Consider the following 18,249-nt stretch of genomic DNA (forward strand, 5'->3'; position numbering starts at 1 on the left):
CGCCAGATCCGTCGTATGCTGGAGGCGCTCGGGGCCGAATGCTTGCGCCTTGTGCGGGTCGCAATCGGCGGGCTCGAACTCGGCGAACTCCCAAAAGGCGCCGTGCGTGCGCTGACCGAGGGAGAATTGCAGGGGTTGCGCCGAAGAGCCGGCATGGAAAGGGCGAGACGTTGACCGATGTGTCGGAGATGGCGCCGCATGACTTCTGGCAGGAGATCCATCCGCCCGGCACCTTTCCCGAGGATCGGGAATTCACCACCTTCTATGTCGCCACGCTGGAGGACGACCGCCAGCTTCGCCTGCCGATACGCGTGTTGGCAGATGGCGATCACGCTCTCGCTTCGCTGATCGTCAACCAGGCGAGCTTCGCCGTCCTCGACGCGTTGGCCGACGGCCTCGCCGAAAAGATCAGACCCATGGGCGTCGATGTCATTGCCGGCCTGCCGACGCTCGGCTTGACGCTTGCAGCCGCCGTCGCGCAGAAGCTCGGTCACGGCCGCTACGTCCCGCTCGGCACCTCGCGCAAGTTCTGGTACCGCGACGAACTCTCGGTTCCTCTGTCTTCGATCACCACGCCGACACAGGACAAGCGCCTCTATATCGATCCGCGCATGTTGCCGCTGCTGATCGGACGGCGCGTCGCCCTGATTGACGACGTCATTTCCAGCGGCGCCTCGATCGTCTCGGGCCTTGATCTGCTGACGACCTGCGGCATCGAACCCGTCGTCATCGGCGCGGCCATGCTGCAATCGGAGCGCTGGCGCGACAGCCTAGCAGCCGCCGGGCCGCAATGGATCGCGCGCATCCGCGGTGTCGTTGCAACACCCGTGCTGGAGCGGAATGCCGAGGGCCGCTGGCAGGTTTCGGTCCGACCGAAGACATGAGATTGTCCGGTCTTTGCCGGCTGTGCCTCTGTACAGCAGATGAGGAACGACTACAGTCCGCCCAAGGCCTGTCAGCCGGAAATCTGCAGCGGTTCCGGTAAAGCGACATGCCTCCGTCGATGAAACACCGGATCCGCCCATGTCGTTCGAGCAAGCATCCCTGCTGATCCTTCTGCTGGCGATGCTCGTTCTCTTCTCGCTCGAGCGCATACGCATCGAGGTGACTGCCATTGCCGGCCTGCTCGCCGGCTATGCGCTCGGACTTTATCCTGCCGACCACATCTTCGCGGGCTTCGCCAGCCCCGTCGTTATCACCGTCGTCGAAATTCTGCTGATCGTCCAGGTGCTGGCACGCGCCAAGCTCTTCGACAACCTCGCTGCGCGTGTCGCGGCCGCACGACCATCGAACTTCAAGGTCATATCAGGCGCTTCCTCGCTTGCCGCCTTTCTTTCCATCTTCATGAACAATATCGGTGCCTTCGCGATCACCCTGCCGGTGGCGCTGCGGCTCGGCGTGGCGCTGTCAGTCCCCCGCCGTCAGCTCGTCATGCCCATCTCGTTTGCCGCCCTGCTCGGCGGCCTCGTCTCGCTGATCGGCACGCCGGCCAACCTGCTCGTCAGCGACGCGCTTGCCAGGACGTCCGGTGCGGGTTTTCATTTCTTCGATTTCAGCTATGTCGGGCTGCCCGTCGCAATCGCAGGCATTCTGCTCATCGCCGTTCGAGTCCGATACCTGTTTCCGGAACCTGACGCAGTGCCGGCAACGCTCGCCCAGGGCTCGCGTCGCGTCGTCGTCGAACGTAGCATTCCCAATGCTTCGCCGCTGATCGGCACACGGCTTTCCGAGTGTCTAGCCCGCTTCGCTATAAAACCGCACGCGCTGATCCGTGACGGCAATTTCGTGTTTGGCCCGCTCGACCAGTCGATGATCAGCGCGGGCGACGTGCTGCTTGCCGAAGGCGCCGATGACATCTTTGCCGGCCTTGCCGCCGCACAGGCCCTGGTGGCCGATGCCCATCTGCATGGTCAGCCGCCAGATTTTACCCGGGTTGAAACTGTCGTCATGCCCGAAAGCACGCTGGTGGGTTCGCGCGTCAGCTCGCTCGAAGTCTTCCACCATCGCGGCATCGCAGTCACTGCTCTTTCCATGCGCACACCGCGCATCGAAGGCCGCTTTCTCGATCTGCAACTGTCGATCGGCGATATATTGACGCTGGAAGGGCCACGTACGGCAATCGCCGAAGCGCTGGAGGAAAGCGAGTGCCTGCCGCTTGCTCCGACAGCTTCAGCCGAACCGGCCCTCCTCACCTGGCGGCCTTTCGCATTATTTGCCTGCGGCGTCGCGGCGTCGGCGGCGGGCCTGCATCCCGAGGTTGCTTTTGCGGGTGTCGTCCTCGTCCTCGCTTTGCTCAATCATCTCAATATCCGCCAGGCGATGGCCGACCTCAACTGGCCGATCATCATCATGCTCGCGGCGATGATTCCGATCGGTCGGGCCGTGGCTAACACCGGGGCGGCCGAAGCGATTGCCGGCTGGCTGAGCCTCATCGTGCCGGTTAACCATCCACTTTCCGGCATCGCCCTCATGCTCTTCCTCGCGATGGCGCTGACGCCCTTCGTCAACAACGCGACGGTCGCAATCGTGCTCGCCCCGATCGCACTCGAATTTGCAAAGATCGGGCGGCACGCACCGGACGCCTATCTGATCGCGGTCGCCGTCGGAGCCTCGCTCGATTTTCTGACGCCCTTCGGCCATCACAACAACACGCTGGCGATGGGCATCGGCGGCTACCGCTTCAGCGACTTCCTGCGGGCCGGCTGGCTGCTTGCCGTAGCAACTTACGGCCTCTCTCTGTTTCTTCTGGCTCTGTTCTGGCTGTGATGCGATACTTCGGCTCGGCTTGACTTCGCCGGTAATGAAACTAGAGCAGGAAGCCATCAGCCAAATACAAGGACAGTCGAGCGCCGTGCGAATCCTCTCCGAAGCCCATTTCCCGGAACTGCCGAACTACTATCGCGGCAAGGTGCGCGAGAACTACGACCTTCCCGACGGACGCCGCATCATCATCAGCACAGATCGGCTGAGCGCTTTCGACCGCATTCTCACCTGTATTCCCTACAAGGGCCAGGTGCTGACGCAGACGGCGCGTTACTGGTTCGAGGCAACGAAGGACATTTGCCCGAACCACGTGCTCGACTATCCCGATCCGAATGTGGTCATCGGCAAGCGGCTCGACATCCTGCCGGTTGAAATCGTCGTGCGCGGTTATCTCGCCGGCACCACCGGCACCTCGATCCTGACGCTCTATAAGAAGGGTCAGCGGGAAATGTACGGCATGCGTCTGCCGGATGGCATGCGCGACAATCAGATCCTCCCGGAACCCGTCATCACGCCGACGAGCAAAGAATTCGACGGAGGCCATGACGAACCGCTGACGCCTGCCGAAATCGTCACGCGAGGCCTTCTGACCAGCCAGCAGTGGGAAAGCTTGTCGAAATATGCACTTGCGCTCTTTGCCCGCGGCCAGGAGATGGCGACCAGACGCGGCCTTATTCTGGTCGATACAAAATATGAATTCGGCACCGACCGTGACGGCAACATCATTCTCGCCGACGAGATTCACACGCCCGACAGCAGCCGCTACTGGCTTGCCGAAACCTATCCGGCAAGTTTTGCCGCTGGCAAGCGTCCGGATAGTTTCGACAAGGACTTCGTCCGTGCGTGGGTGGCGGAGCGCTGCGACCCTTATAAGGACGAGATTCCAGAAATCCCCACCGAACTGATCGAGCAGACCTCGGCCGTCTATATCAGAGCCTACGAGGCGATAACCGGTGAGCGCTTTGTTGCCGACAACAGCGGCGAGACGCCGCTTGCCCGTGTCCGCAACAACCTCGCCCTCTTTTTCCCCTGAAAAGGAGACGCGCGAAGGCCTCCCGGCCTTGTATCGGCTTGGCAGTTTTCGCTGAATAGCGCTAGCATCGGCAAAAGGGGTATACCGGGCGCGGCCCGGCGGGGGACGGATGGTAAGAAGGCCGAGACGCAAGGCCGAGGAAACGCGACAGGACATCCTCTCCATGGCGGAGATGCTGTTTCGCGAACGTGGCTTCGCAGCAGTGTCGATCGCCGATATCGCCGGCGCGCTTGACATGTCGCCCGCGAATGTCTTCAAGCATTTCCGTTCCAAGGTCGCACTGGTCGACGCCATCGCCGGACGCCATCTCGACAATGCCGCAGAGCGTTTCGTCCCCCTCGACCAGGACATTCCTGCGGAAGAGCAATTGCTGCGCTTCGTCCTGCGCCTGCTCGAGGGCCATCTGCAGGACATCCAGAAGAGCCCGTACATCTTCGAAATGGTGGTTTCGACCATCGAGGCCAAACTCGAAGCCGGCAAGCGCTATCGCGCCCGCATCGAGGAAAAACTCCGCGAGATCATCCGCAAAGGCATGACGGAGGGACGCTACCATTGTCGCGATCCCGAGCGCGCGGCCCATACGGTCGCCGATGTGTTGGCCTGCGTGCTGCACCCTATCCTCATCGTCCGGGACGACAAGGAGACACTGGTGCGCCGGGCCGGGGAAATCGTCGGCTTCGTCGATGCCGCACTGCAAAATAACGCTTGCTAAGTGACGAATGCTGACTTACGTCACTTCGTAAAGCTTTTCTTAGACTCGGTTAATGGCATTTCAAGCCAAATAATCCTGACGCTTCTATAAGCCTGAGCTCGGCTCGGCCGAGCGCGTGGATCGCAGGCGAATGCCATCGCATGAGGAATTCAGAATGATAAGGCGTGCCCTGTTCATCTCCTCGGCCCTGGTGGCCGGCGCTTTGCTTGGCGCCTGCAGCGATAACGCCGGCAAGCCCGCCGGCAGTGGCGGTGCGGGCGCTGCGCAGCAGGCAGCGCCGGTCGGCGTGGTCACGCTGAAGAAGGGTAGTTTCCCTATCACCACGATCCTTCCCGGCCGCGCCGAATCCTTCCAGACGGCCGATATCCGGCCGCAGGTGAGCGGCATCATCCGCGAGATCGCGTTCAGGGAAGGCGGCGAGATCAAGAAGGGCGACCTTCTCTATCAGATCGAGGACGCGCCCTACATCGCCGCCGTCGAGCAGGCCAAGGCGGCCATCTCCAAGGCCGAGGCGAGCGTGCCGAGCGCTGAGAGCAATCTCGAACGCTACCAGCGCCTCGTCGGCAGCGGCGCCACGCAGATCGAATACGAGACAGCCAGGACGACGCTTCTTCAGGCGAAGGCCGAGGTCGAGTCGGCAAAGGCAGCCCTTTCCGCCGCGCAGATCGACCTTGACCACACGAAGATCGTCGCTCCCTTCGACGGCGTCATCGACCAGACCGCCTATAATGTCGGAAACGTCGTCTCGGCCAACCAGACGACAGCGCTGACGACGATCCGCCAGCTCGATCCGATCTATATCTCCCTGACGGAATCGAGCACCAACCTCCTGAGGCTGCGCGATGCGATGGCCGCCGGCGATATCAAGGGCGCGGAGAGCGTCGCTTTCCATCTGATTCTTGAAGACGGCAAGGAATATAACCAGCAAGGCAAGCTCGACATGTCGAAGCAGGTGGTCAGCGAGACCACAGGTACCTTCATCATCCGTGTGCTCTTTCCCAATCCCGATCGTATCGTGCTGCCCGGAATGTATGTCCGCGCCACGGTCGAGCTCGGCGCCGAAACCGGTTATGCGCTGCCGCAGCTGGCAACGAGCCGCGACGCCAACGGCCGACTGACGGCGCAGTTCGTTTCCGCCGACGGCAAGGTCGAAACCCGCGCCTTTGAGAACAGCTCGCCCTCCAACAATTCATGGCTGGTGACTGACGGCATCAAGGACGGCGATCAGCTGATCGTCACCGGCCTGCAATCGGTAACAGCGGGCATGCCGGTGAAACCAGTCCCGATGAAGATCAACGACAACGGCGTGGTCGTGCCTGCCGAGCAGGCCGCGGCCGGTGACGCTGAGAAGCCCGCAGCGAAATAATCGCTGCGAGCCGCATCGTCACCGTCTCAGCCGCACAGGAACAACCGATGGCCAAGTTTTTCATCCGACGTCCGATTTTCGCTTGGGTCATTGCGATCACCATCATGCTCGCCGGCCTGCTGGCGATCTTCACGCTGTCGATTTCGCAATATCCCGACATCGCCCCGACCACGGTGCGCATCAACGCCACCTATCGCGGCGCCAGTGCCGAGACCGTTGAAAAATCGGTCACGACGATCATCGAGGACGGCATGACCGGCCTCGACGACCTCACCTACATGACCTCGACCTCGTCGACCGGATCGGCCAGCATCCAGCTCACCTTCGGAACCAGCATCGATCCCGATATCGCCCAAGTCCAGGTGCAGAATAAGCTGCAGCTGGTCCAGTCGCAGCTTCCGGGCGACGTTATCGATGCCGGTATCAGCGTGACGCGCTCGACCTCGAGCATCCTCCTCGTCGGCTCACTCGTTTCGACCGATGGCAAGCGCAATTCGGTCGATCTCGGCAACATCATGTCGACCTCCATTGAGGACCAGATTCAGCGCCTGGAAGGCGTCGGCAGCATCAACGTCTTCGGCTCTGGATACGCCATGCGCATCTGGCTCGACCCCTTCAAGCTGGTGAAATACCAGCTGACGCCGAGCGACGTCACCGCGGCGATCCAGGCGCAGAACACTCAGGTCTCTGTCGGTTCGCTCGGCGCCCAGCCGACCACCCCCGGTCAGCAGCTCAACGTCACCATCACCGCGCAAAGCCAGCTCACCACCGTCGCCGACTTCGAGCACATCATCCTGAAGGTCGAAAAGGACGGTGCGACCGTGCGCCTGAGCGATGTCTCGCGCATCGAGATCGGCCAGGAAAGCTACGGCGGCAGTTCGCGCTACAACGGCCTGCCTTCGAGTGGTTTTGCCGTCAACCTCGCCATCGGCGCCAACGCGATCGATACTGCCGCCCGCGTGCGGTCCGCACTCGACGTCATCGGCCGCACTCTGCCGGAAGGCGTGAAGATCACCTATCCCTATGACACGACACCCTTCGTGGAATTGTCTATCGAGAAGGTCGTGCATACGCTGATCGAGGCAATCGTGCTCGTTTTCGTGGTGCTGCTCGTCTTCCTGCAGAATTTGCGCGCCACGCTGATCCCGACCATTGCCGTTCCCGTGGTGCTGCTCGGCACTTTCGGAGTGCTGGCGGCGACAGGTTATTCCATCAATACGCTGACAATGTTCGCCATGGTGCTGGCGATCGGCCTGCTCGTCGACGACGCGATCGTCGTCGTCGAAAATGTCGAGCGCATCATGTCTGAAGAGAAGCTTTCGCCGCTCGAAGCGACGGAGAAATCGATGGGCGAGATCACGGGGGCCATCGTCGGCATTGCGCTCGTGCTCACCGCCGTCTTCATTCCGATGGCCTTCTTCGGCGGTTCGACGGGCATCATCTACCGCCAGTTCTCGATCACCATCGTCTCGGCCATGCTGCTGTCGGCGCTCGTCGCGATCGTGCTGACACCCGCACTCTGCGCCACGATGCTGAAGCCGGTCAGTGAACACAGAAAACACCGCGTCGGCGACTGGTTCAACCGCAACTTTACGCGCTCGACCAAGGGCTATGTCAGGACCATCGGCTATCTCCTGAAGCGGCCGATCCGCGTCATGTTGGTCTTCCTTCTCGTCGGCGCCGGTTGCGCCTACCTCTTCACCCGGCTGCCGAGTTCTTTCCTGCCGCAGGAAGATCAGGGCGTGCTGCTGACCATCGTCACCACGCCGCCAGGCTCGACGACGCAGCAGACTCAGGCCGTCGTCGAGAAAGTGGAAAACTATTATCGCGAGAATGAGAAGGATGCAGTCGAATCCGTCTTCGGCGCACTCGGCTTTGGCTTCAACGGCTCCGGCCAGAACAGCGCCATCGTTTTCACCAAGCTCAAGGATTTTTCGCTGCGCACTGATCCAAATCTGAGCGCCCAGTCGGTTGTCAACCGGGCGCTGCGCAGCTTCTTTGCGATGCGCGAGGCACAGGTCTTCGCGCTCCTGCCGCCGGCGATTCAGGGCCTCGGCGTGTCGAGCGGCTTTTCCATGTATCTCGTCGATACCGGCGGCCACGGCAACGACGCGCTGACGGCTGCTTCCAAGCGGCTGATCCAGATGGGCAACAGCTCGGGTAAGATCGTGGCGCTGCGCAGCAGCAACAAAGAAGTCGAGCCGCAAATGCGCATCGTGCTCGATCAGGAAAAGATCGGCGCCATGGGCGTCGACATCGCCTCGGTCAATTCGATGCTGTCGATCATCTTCACCGGCCGCGATGTCAACGACTTCACGCTGAACGGCGAGATCAAGCCGGTCTATGTCCAGGGCGACGCACCCTTCCGCATGCAGCCGGACGATCTGAACCATTGGTACGCCCGCAACAATTCAGGCGAGATGGTGCCCTTCTCCGCCTTTACCAAAACCGAATGGGTCAAGGGCGCGCCCTCGCTTGCCCGTTTCAACGCCGTCAGCGCCATCCCGCTCGATGGCGCCTCCGCTCCCGGCGTATCCTCCGGCGATGCGATGAATGAAATGGAAGCGCTGACCGAACAGCTCGGCGGCGGCTACACGGTCGCCTGGCAAGGCATTTCCTATCAGGAGCGCCTTTCCGGCTCACAAGCGCCGATACTCTATGCGATTTCCGTTCTCGTCGTCTTCCTCTGCCTGGCAGCGCTTTATGAAAGCTGGTCGATTCCCTTCTCGGTGATCATGGCGGTGCCTGTCGGCATTCTCGGCGCGCTGGCGGCGGCAACGCTCTTTGGCCAGGCGAACGACGTCTATTTCAAGGTTGGCCTGCTGACCACAATCGGACTCGCGGCGAAGAACGCGATCCTGATCGTCGAATTCGCCAAGGACCGGATGGAAAGCGGACTGGGACTCTATGAGGCGACGCTGGAGGCTGCGAGACTGCGCCTGCGGCCGATCATCATGACCTCGCTCGCCTTCATTCTGGGCGTCGTGCCACTGGCGGTCGCGACAGGCGCGGGCTCAGCGGCGCAGAATGCCATCGGCATCGGCGTTCTCGGCGGCATGCTCGCGGCGACGATGCTCGGAATTTTCTTTGTGCCGTCCTTTTTCGTTGTGATCCGACGCATCTTTGCCACACGCGGCAAAAATGCGGCATCAGTGTGATATAAATGCACTGTGATAATGCTGTTCCGATTGCTACATTGCGCCCGACTGCTTCGGAGTGGGTGTTATTGGTAGAACGAGGCGCGGCGGCCGATAGTGAAGCATGAAGCTTCGGACAAGAATTGACTTGCTCGAGTACAGGAAGAAATGAATGGTATCTCTTCGTTTTGCCACACCGGCATTATTGTTATTACTGTCGGGCTGTGTTGTAGGCCCGGATCATGCTCCTCCTGAAATGCCGCTGCCCGCCAAGTTCGGAGAAGGCGGGACAAAGAGTGTAGGCGACGTTGCTACCGCTGCCTGGTGGACCGCCTTCAACGACCCAAAACTGAATGGCTATGTCCAGGCTGGGCTCGACCAGAACCTGAGCGTCCAGCAGGCGATCGAACGCATCAATGCGGCCTCCGCCAACGTCACCACCGCCGGTGCCGGCGGCCTCCCGAACCTGACGGTCGGCGGCTCGCACACGGTCAGCGGCCAGAGGGGCGAGCTGCGCACGCAGTTCGACACGCGCAACACCACTGCCGGCGACGTCCAGCTGAGCTGGCTGCTCGATCTTTTCGGCCTCTATAAGCGCAGCACCGAGAGCGCGCTTGCCTCGCTCGATTCCGCTTACGCATCTGCCGATGTCGCCAAGCTGACCCTCGTGCAGGATCTCGTTTCCAGTTACATCGACGTTCGCTACTATCAGCAGCGCCTGGCGCTTTCGAAGGCAAACCTGAAGTCGCGTCAAGAAACCTACGAACTGACCAAGTTCCAGCTTGAAGCCGGCGCCGCCTCGCGTCTCGACGTCGTTCAGGCCGAAGGCCTCGTACAGTCGACGCTCGCCGAAATTCCCGGCCTCGAAACCAACATCCGGGTATCAGCCCATCACATCGCCACGTTGCTCGGCCTGCCGGCCTCGGCCCTGGTCGACGAGCTGCTGAAGGGTCGCGGCCAGCCGGTCTTCCGTGGCGGCATCAACTCGGGCATTCCGGCAGACCTGATCCGCAACCGTCCCGACATTCGCGTCGCCGAGCGTGATCTCGCCGCCGCAACGGCCAATATCGGTGTTGCCGAGGCGCAGCTCTATCCGAGCATCTCGCTCAGCGGCTCGATTTCGCCGTCCTACATCAATCAGCGCGGCATCCATGGCGACTTGACCCCTTGGTCCTTCGGTCCGACCCTCAACCTGCCGATCTTTGATGGCGGCCGTCTGCGCGCCAACGTTAAGTCGGCGCAGTCCACTGCCGCGACCGCCTACCTCAACTGGAAGTCGACCGTGCTGACTGCGGTCGAACAGGTCGAGAACGCACTCGCGGCTGTCCGCCGCGACGCTCGCACGGTCGCAGCCCTACAGGCCCAAGTGAAGACCACTCAGGAAACGCTCGAACTGTCGACCGCATCCTACAAGGACGGCGCCTCCTCGCTGCTCGACGTTCTCGATGCGCAGCGCCAGGTTTCGCTTGCCCAGGCGAGCCTTGCCCAGGCAGTCCAGCAGATGGCCAAGGACTATGTCTCGCTGAATATTGCGGTCGGCGGCGGCTACGCGCCCGGCGGCAAGACCACAGCACCGGTGACGCCTGCGCCGGCAAAGGCCAAGAGCTGATCGGCATTTCGCCTTTCCGGAATACGAACCCCGCGATCGCCTCGCGGGGTTTTTTCACGCCGGACAAAATCCCCGAATAATCGCGCACCGGGCGAATTTGGATTCGACAAGCAGAAAGAGCTGCTATAGGACTGATTAAACGATTAATCAGAATGCTCCAGACATGGCTTCATCGCGCTCCGGACCGAACCTCAGCAGGATAGCGACTTCGCTCGGCGTCTCCATTGCCACAGTCTCCAATGCGCTTTCCGGTAAAGGCCGGGTCTCCGGCCAGTTGGTCGAACGGATCCGCGAACATGCCGCCGAACTAGGTTATGTCCCGAGCCAGGCCGGCCGCGCGCTCAGGACCGGCCGCAGTGGCGTTCTCGGCCTGGTACTGGCCGATATCGCCAATCCTCTGTTCCCGAAGATCGCACAGGCGATCGAATTTGCCGCCTCCACCGCCGGTTACGGCGTGCTGATCGCCGACTCCCGCGGCGATGCTGCCGCCCAGACCGATGCGATCAATCGTCTCGTCGAACGAGGCGTCGACGGCATGGTCATTATTCCCCGCCGCGCCACCCGCATTTCGTCCGCCGCTTGCCCAGTCGCTCTCATCGACACCCCCTCGACGCCAGGCAACACCGTTTCCGCCGACCATTGGCAGGGCGGCCGCGAAATAGGTGTCCATCTCGCGGACCTCGGCCACCAGCGCATCCTCATCATCGGCAACAACCAGGAATCCAGCGTTCAGAACGACCGTGCCGACGGGATTCGCGCCGGTATGGACGCGGGTATGCATTCCGAAACGCTGTGGATCGGGAAGGTGGAGCAGGATGGCGGCAGCGGCTGTCCGCTCGGCCTCGCCGAGAAGGTGAGGGAGGGTTTCACCGCTTTCGCGGCTCTTTCCGATCTGCAGGCATTACGCGCGCTGACCGAGCTGCAGCAGGCCGGCATCAGCGTTCCCGGCGATGTCAGCGTCACGGGCTTTGACGACCTCATCTGGTCGCCTGTTGTCACACCGTCGCTGACGACGGTCAGAATGGACATGGATAGAATTGCCGGGATTGCCGTGTCGGCGTTGGCCGATACCATCAGAAAAAGCCACGCCCGGGAAGGCGTGCTCGTTACCGCGGAAATCGAACGCGTCGCAATGCAGCTGATTGTCCGCCAATCATCCGGGCCTGCGAGTCCGGCACCAAAAACCTCAGAGATGGAGAACATGTAAGATGAAAAAAGCTCTCATGGTGTCGGCGGCGCTCGCCGCACTGTGGCCGTTTGCCGCCTCCGCAGCCGAACGGACACTGACTATTTCCGTCTATGCCTTCGCCCAGGACGACTTCAAGACGCTGGTCTATGATCCGTTCGAAGCCCAATGCGGCTGCAAGCTGGTGGTCGAGACCGGCAACAGCGTCGAGCGGCTGGCCAAGATGGAGGCGAACAAGGCCAATCCCGTGGTCGATCTCGCCGCCGTTTCGATGGCGGATGCGCTTGCGGCATCGCGCGCCGGCCTGACCGACAAGATCGATACGACGAAACTTGCCAATTTCGACAAGCTCTACGACGTCGCCAAGGATCCCAACGGCGACGGCATGAGCGTCGGCTATACTTTCTATGCCACGTCGATCGCCTATCGTTCCGACAAGATGAAGATCGAGTCCTGGGCCGATCTTCTGAAGCCGGAATATGTCGGCCATGTCGCCTTCCCGAATGTCACCACCAATCAGGGCCCGCCGGCGCTGTATATGCTGGGCCTGTCGCTCGGCAAAGATACGCCTGATCTGCAAGGCCCGATCGCGGCGCTGGGCGAGAAGAAGGACGACATCGTCACTTTCTACGAAAAGTCCTCGCAGCTCGTGCAGCTCATGCAGCAGGAGGAAATCTGGGCAGCCCCCATCGGCCGTTTCTCTTGGGCCGGCTTCACCAAGCTCGACCTTCCCGTCGCCTGGGCAACGCCGAAGGAGGGACAGACGGGCGGCATGAACGTGCTGGTGTTGACCAAGGGTTCGAAAAACCAGGATCTCGCCATGCAGTTCATGGATTTCTGGCTTTCGACCGAGATCCAGACCAAGCTCGCCGAAAAGCTGATCGATAGCCCCGCCAATAGCGAGGTCAAGCTTTCCGAAGCTGCCGCCGGCAACCTCACCTATGGCGAGGAAACGGCCAAGAGCCTCAAGCTGATCCCTTCCGCCATCGCCCTCGACAACCGCGCCGGTTGGCTGAAGACCTGGAACGAGAAGGTCGGCCAGTAGAGCCCGCATGAACCCGCCCCGGCCGCTCGCCGGGGCCATCTCCTCTCCCGGAAAGGCACATCATGTTCCAGAACCGCGCGGAAGCCCTGGCGCTTGCCCTGCCGGCAGCCGTCTTTGCGACAGTGGTCTTCCTGCTGCCCGTCGCAATCCTGCTGTCGGAGGGTTTTCGTGCCGGCGGCGCCTGGACGCTGTCGGCCTACACGGGCTTCTTTTCCGAGACGCTGAACCGCACCGTTTTCCTGCGCTCCTTTCGGCTCGCCATCGAAGTCACCGCCGTCTCGGCCGTCATCGGCTACGCCGCAGCCTTTGCCATCGTCAACCTGCCGGCGAACGGCAAAGGCCGCATGGTCGGCTTGGTCACCCTGCCGCTGATGATCTCGCCGGTGGCGCGCACCTATGCGTGGATCGTCATTCTCGGCCGCACCGGCATCGTCAACCAGGCAATAACGGGTCTCGGTTTCAGCGCCGACCCGCTGCGCCTGCTTTTCACCGAAACCGCCGTCTTCATCGGCCTGCTGCAACTCTTCCTGCCGCTGATGATCCTGTCGCTGATCAGCGCGCTGGAAAACATGCCGAAGGATGCGATCCCCGCCGCCCGTGTGCTTGGCGCCAACTGGTTCCAGGTCTTCTGGAAGGTCGTCCTGCCGCTGACGCGTGAAGGGCTCGTCGTCGGCGGTACCCTCGTCTTCACCGGCTCATTGACGGCTTATATCACACCCGCCGTACTTGGCGGTTCCAAGGTGCTGATGCTCGAAACGCTGATGTACCAGCAGGTTTCCGTCGCCAATGATTTCGTCTCGGCAAGCGTCATCGCCTTCATTCTGATCGTCATGAGCTTTGCCGCCAATATCCTGCTGAAACGGCTAGCGACCGCGAGGAGCCGCAGATGAGCATCCGTCTCTTTTCGCCTGTCGTGCTCTTCCTGCTGCTCGTCTTCCTGATCGGTCCGTTCCTGATCATCATCGCCGCCTCGCTTTCCGCGGGCGATACGCTGGCCTTTCCGCCGCAGGGCCTGTCGCTGCGCTGGGTGATGAAGGTCTTCACCATCGAAAGCTTCCGCGACAGTTTCGCCATGTCGATGTTCCTTGCCGTCTTCGGAACGCTCGCAGCACTCGTCCTCGGCATCCCCGCCGCCTACGCCCTGTCGCGCTACCGGCTGCCTGCGGCGGAGACCGTCCGCACCATCGTCTCGCTGCCGATCATCGTTCCCGGCATCATCGTCGGCCTGGCATTGCTGCGTTATCTCGTCGTGCCCTTTGGCTTCAACATCACGCTCACGCTCTTCTTCGCCCATGCGGCCCTCGTGCTGCCTTATGCGGTGCGCGTCGTTTCGGCGAGCCTCGACAATCTGCGCTCGGATATCGAGGAGGCGGCCGTCCTACTCGGCTCCTCCAGGCTCGGCGCCTTCTTCCGCGTGGTGATGCCGAATATCCGCGGCGGCATCCTGGCCGCCTTCATCCTCGGCTTCGTCACCAGTTTCAATCAAGTGCCGGTCTCGCTCTTCCTTTCCGGCCCAGGTGTCCGAACCCTGCCGATCGACATGCTGGGCTATATGGAAACCACCTACGACCCATCCATTGCGGCGCTCTCCGCCCTTCTCGCTTTCCTCTCGATCGGCATCGTCTTCCTCGCCGAACGTTTCCTGGGATTCTCGCGTTATGTTTGATTCCTATCTCCAGCTCGACAAGCTGACGCTTCGCTATGGTGATACGGTCGCCGTGAGGGATCTCGACCTTGCGATCGCCAAGGGCGAGCTCGTCGCTCTTCTCGGCCCCTCCGGCTGCGGCAAGACGACAACGATGCGCGCCATTGCCGGCCTGCTGAAGCCGGCTTCCGGCCGCATCGGTCTCGACGGCGCCGATATAACCCGCGTCTCCGCCAACAAACGCGCCGTCGGCCTCGTCTTCCAGTCCTACGCGCTTTTCCCGCATCTGACGGTCTACGAGAACGTTGCCTTCGGCCTGCGTCTCAAGGGCATTTCCGGCGCGGACCTCGATGCCCGCGTCGGCGCCGGCCTGAAATCCGTCGGCCTCACCAGCTTCGCCGGCCGCAAGCCCGCCGAACTCTCCGGCGGCCAGCAGCAGCGCGTCGCACTGGCGCGATCCATGGTGATGGAGCCGAAGGTGCTGCTGCTCGACGAACCGCTCTCCAACCTCGACGCCCGGCTTCGCCTGGAAATGCGCGCGGAATTGCAGCGCGTGCAGAAGGAGACCGGCGTCACCATGATCTTCGTCACCCATGACCAGGTTGAGGCCTTGGCGCTCGCCGACCGCATCGTCGTCATGCTGAACGGCGGCATCGAACAGATCGGCACGCCGGAAGAGATCTATAACAATCCGGTCTCCGCCTTCGTCGCCGATTTCGTCGGCTTCGAGAATATCTTCGCACTGAAAGATGGGAAGCTTGTGACGCCGAACGGCCCGGCAGCACTCTCCGAGCCGCCGCCGCAAGCTGCAGCCGGCATGGCCTGGCGCCCGCGCACGGTGACCCTCGGCTCCGGTCCATTCCAAGGTACGGTGCACGGCACGTCTTTCGCCGGCAATACACGCGAATACCTCCTCCAAACGCCGCTTGGGCCGATCAAGGCTGAGATCGACGCGAACCTGCCGCCGCACGAGATCGGCAGTACGCTCGCCTTCGATCTGCCGGTCGCCGGCGCGGCCAACCTCAAGCGCTTCGGGTGACATCATGGGTGTGTGGATCGATACCGACATGGGCTTCGACGACATCGCCGCCATTCTGGTGGTGGCGCAGTCGGAATATGCAATCGACGGCGTCTCGCTGGTCTTCGGTAATGCGCCGCTGCCGCAGGTGCTGGCGAATGCCGCCGGCACCGCCAGCGCCTTCGGCTGGGCGTTCCCGATCCATACCGGTCGTGCAGCACCTGTTCTCGGCAAGCTCGAAACCGCCCTGGCGATCCTCGGCGAAACCGGCATCCCGACGTCAGGCAAGAGCCTGCCGAAAGCTCCTGCCCTTGCCGAGAGCGATGCCTTCACCGCGCTCTGCCGCTGGCTCGAAGGCGACGGACCCCACCGCATCCTGGCGCTTGGCCCACTCACCAATATCGCCGCCGTGGCGCTCGCCCGCCCCGATCTTGCCGCCCGCATCACCGACCTCGTCTGGATGGGCGGCGGCGTCACATCAGGCAACCACACGGCCTCTGCCGAGTTCAACGCACTCGCCGATCCCGAGGCGCTGGCAATCGTCATCGCCCATGACCTGCCACTGCGCATGGTCGATCTAGACCTCTGCCGCAAGGTGCTGGCGCGGCCCGAAGATGTCGAGCCGGTGCGCAATGCCGGCGGCAATAATGCCGAACTGATCGCCGACATGTTCGCCGGTTATATCAGCATCGGCACCAGCCGCGGCCGTCCCGGCATGGCGATCTATGATCCCTCCGCCGCCGTGGCCTTCGTCGCCCCCGATATCGTCAGCTTCCGCCCCGCGCGCATCGACGTCGAACTGCAGGGCGCCCTCACCCGTGGCCGCACCGTCGTCGAGGTCCGCGCCACGCATGCGACCTTCAACGCCCAATTCGCCGCCGATATCGACGTCGGGAAGGCGCGTACCATCATTCTCGCCGCCCTGATCAATGAGGCCCGCAGATGAACGCCATTGCTCGTCAAGAACCTTTCGATCTCAACGATCCAGCCTTGCGCGCCCGGGCCGTTGCCGCCGCCCGCGGCGATGCCCCATTCGATATGCTCATCACCGGCGGCCGGCTGCTCGATGCGGTGACGGGTTTGATCCGAGAAGCCGACATCGGCCTCGTCGGCGCGCTCATCGCCAGCGTCCATGCCCCGGCGAGCCGCACGGACGCGGTCGAAATCATCGATGCGACCGGCGGCATCCTGACGCCGGGCCTGATCGACATGCATATGCATGTCGAAAGCTCGATGGTGACGCCGGCGGAATATGCAAGCGCCGTGCTGCCGCACGGCGTCACGACGGTCGTCTGGGATCCGCATGAATTCGGCAACGTCCAGGGCCTCGACGGCGTACGCTGGGCGATCGAGGCGGCGCGCACCCTGCCTCTGCGCATGATCCTGCTCGCTCCCTCCTGTGTACCTTCGGCGCCGGGCCTGGAACTTGCCGGCGCCGATTTCGATGCCGCCGTCATCGCCGAAATGCTGCGTTCGCCTGCCGTCGGCGGCGTTGCCGAAGTCATGAACATGCGCGGCGTCATCGACGGCGATCCGCGCATGAGCGCCATCGTCAACTCAGGCCTTGCCTCCGGCAAGCTCGTCTGTGGCCATGCCCGCGGCCTCACCGGCGCGGACCTCAACGCCTTCATGGCAGCGGGCGTCACCTCCGACCACGAACTCACCTCCGGCGCCGATCTCGCCGCCAAGCTTTCCGCTGGCCTGACGATCGAGCTGCGCGGCTCTCACGATCATCTCTTGCAGGAATTCGTCGAGGTGCTGAACGGTCTCGGCCACCTGCCCGCCACCGTTACGCTTTGCACAGACGACGTCTTTCCCGATGAACTCTACCAAAGCGGCGGCCTCGATGAGGTCGCCCGCCGCTTGGTGCGCTACGGCATGAAACCGGAATGGGCCCTGCGCGCCGCGACCTTCAACGCCGCTCAGCGGCTGAAACGGTCCGATCTCGGCCTTGTCGCCTCCGGCCGCCGCGCCGATCTCGTTCTCTTCGAGGATCTCACGGAATTGCGAGCACGCCTCGTCATATCAGACGGCCGCATCGTCGCCCGCAACGGCAGCATGGAGGCGGCCGTTCAACCGCTCGATACGGCACCGCTCATCAACTCCACCAAGCTACCGCCGCTGACGGAGAGTGATTTCCGCGTCCCTGCGAAGGGCGCACGCGTCCGCATCGCCACCATCGACCGCCCGCGCTTCACGCAATGGGGCGAAGCCGAAACCGAGATCCGAGACGGCTTCGTCGTGCCGCCGGCCGGGAGCGCCATGATCGCCGTCGCCCATCGCCACGGAAAGGCCGGGGGCACTCCGCGCATCGGCTTTCTCACCGGCTGGGGCGAATGGCGCGGCGCCTTCTGCACCACCGTCTCGCATGATAGCCACAACCTCACCGTCTTCGGCGGCGATGCGCGCGACATGGCGCTCGCCGCCAACGCCGTCATCAAAGCCGGCGGCGGCCTGGCGGTCGCCAAGGACGGCGCAATCCAGGCGATCCTGCCGCTGCCGCTCTCCGGCTTGGTCACCGACGCATCGCTGAAAGACACGGCTTCGGCCTTTTCCGATATCCGCAAGGCCATGGACAAAATCGTCGACTGGAAACCGCCCTACCGCGTCTTCAAGGCCTGCTTCGGCGCAACGCTGGCCTGCAATGCCGGTCCGCACCAGACGGACCGGGGGATTGCGGATGTGACGACAGGAAAGGTGCTGGAAAGTCCCGTCTTGGAAATTTTCTAGGCCGG

At 62.6% G+C, this 18,249-nt stretch carries 15 protein-coding genes (1 of these 15 running past the window's edge); all 15 read left to right on the forward strand.

The features are described from left to right. Positions 1 to 174: the 3' portion of a pseudouridine synthase gene (locus RHE_RS17410; RefSeq protein ID WP_042118966.1), read on the forward strand. It extends 630 nt beyond the left edge of the window; the window shows 174 of its 804 coding nt (coding positions 631-804); the start codon falls outside the window, past its left edge; the stop codon is at positions 172 to 174. Between the two features lie 14 nt (positions 175 to 188). Then, on the forward strand, positions 189 to 884 hold the full coding sequence (locus RHE_RS17415; RefSeq protein WP_011426633.1) for a phosphoribosyltransferase: 696 nt from the start codon (positions 189 to 191) through the stop codon (positions 882 to 884). Between the two features lie 139 nt (positions 885 to 1,023). Then, positions 1,024 to 2,766, forward strand: a complete 1,743-nt coding sequence (locus RHE_RS17420; protein ID WP_011426634.1) for an SLC13 family permease — start codon at positions 1,024 to 1,026, stop codon at positions 2,764 to 2,766. A gap of 85 nt (positions 2,767 to 2,851) precedes the next feature. Beyond that, a complete protein-coding gene (locus RHE_RS17425; RefSeq protein ID WP_011426635.1) occupies positions 2,852 to 3,796 on the forward strand; it encodes a phosphoribosylaminoimidazolesuccinocarboxamide synthase in 945 nt (314 codons plus the stop codon). A gap of 109 nt (positions 3,797 to 3,905) precedes the next feature. After that, positions 3,906 to 4,508, forward strand: a complete 603-nt coding sequence (locus tag RHE_RS17430; RefSeq protein ID WP_011426636.1) for a TetR family transcriptional regulator — start codon at positions 3,906 to 3,908, stop codon at positions 4,506 to 4,508. A 154-nt stretch (positions 4,509 to 4,662) separates the two neighbouring features. Next, positions 4,663 to 5,874, forward strand: coding sequence for an efflux RND transporter periplasmic adaptor subunit (locus tag RHE_RS17435; RefSeq protein WP_011426637.1), 1,212 nt, complete (start codon positions 4,663 to 4,665; stop codon positions 5,872 to 5,874). Between the two features lie 47 nt (positions 5,875 to 5,921). Beyond that, a complete protein-coding gene (locus RHE_RS17440; protein WP_011426638.1) occupies positions 5,922 to 9,032 on the forward strand; it encodes an efflux RND transporter permease subunit in 3,111 nt (1,036 codons plus the stop codon). A gap of 151 nt (positions 9,033 to 9,183) precedes the next feature. Continuing rightward, positions 9,184 to 10,620, forward strand: a complete 1,437-nt coding sequence (locus RHE_RS17445; RefSeq protein WP_011426639.1) for an efflux transporter outer membrane subunit — start codon at positions 9,184 to 9,186, stop codon at positions 10,618 to 10,620. A 163-nt stretch (positions 10,621 to 10,783) separates the two neighbouring features. Next, positions 10,784 to 11,827 (forward strand): LacI family DNA-binding transcriptional regulator, encoded by a 1,044-nt coding sequence (locus tag RHE_RS17450; RefSeq protein ID WP_011426640.1) that lies wholly within the window; start codon positions 10,784 to 10,786, stop codon positions 11,825 to 11,827. A 1-nt stretch (position 11,828) separates the two neighbouring features. Then, positions 11,829 to 12,851: an ABC transporter substrate-binding protein gene (locus RHE_RS17455; protein ID WP_011426641.1), complete on the forward strand. Its 1,023-nt coding sequence runs from the start codon at positions 11,829 to 11,831 to the stop codon at positions 12,849 to 12,851. Positions 12,852 to 12,913: 62 nt separating this feature from the next. Then, a complete protein-coding gene (locus RHE_RS17460; RefSeq protein WP_011426642.1) occupies positions 12,914 to 13,741 on the forward strand; it encodes an ABC transporter permease in 828 nt (275 codons plus the stop codon). Then, the gene (locus tag RHE_RS17465; protein ID WP_011426643.1) at positions 13,738 to 14,517 is read left to right on the forward strand and encodes an ABC transporter permease; all 780 of its coding nucleotides are present in this window, start codon (positions 13,738 to 13,740) and stop codon (positions 14,515 to 14,517) included. The genes RHE_RS17460 and RHE_RS17465 overlap by 4 nt, the downstream gene beginning before the upstream one ends. Further along, positions 14,510 to 15,535 (forward strand): ABC transporter ATP-binding protein, encoded by a 1,026-nt coding sequence (locus tag RHE_RS17470; protein ID WP_011426644.1) that lies wholly within the window; start codon positions 14,510 to 14,512, stop codon positions 15,533 to 15,535. Before RHE_RS17465 ends, RHE_RS17470 begins: the two co-directional genes overlap by 8 nt. A 4-nt stretch (positions 15,536 to 15,539) precedes the next feature. Continuing rightward, positions 15,540 to 16,460, forward strand: coding sequence for a nucleoside hydrolase (locus RHE_RS17475; protein WP_011426645.1), 921 nt, complete (start codon positions 15,540 to 15,542; stop codon positions 16,458 to 16,460). Beyond that, positions 16,457 to 18,244 carry an adenine deaminase gene (locus RHE_RS17480; protein ID WP_011426646.1) on the forward strand — a complete coding sequence of 596 codons (1,788 nt, stop codon included), beginning with the start codon at positions 16,457 to 16,459 and terminating at the stop codon, positions 18,242 to 18,244. Before RHE_RS17475 ends, RHE_RS17480 begins: the two co-directional genes overlap by 4 nt. The last annotated feature ends 5 nt before the right edge of the window (positions 18,245 to 18,249 follow it).

The organism is Rhizobium etli CFN 42 (genome assembly GCF_000092045.1).
Classification (GTDB): domain Bacteria; phylum Pseudomonadota; class Alphaproteobacteria; order Rhizobiales; family Rhizobiaceae; genus Rhizobium; species Rhizobium etli.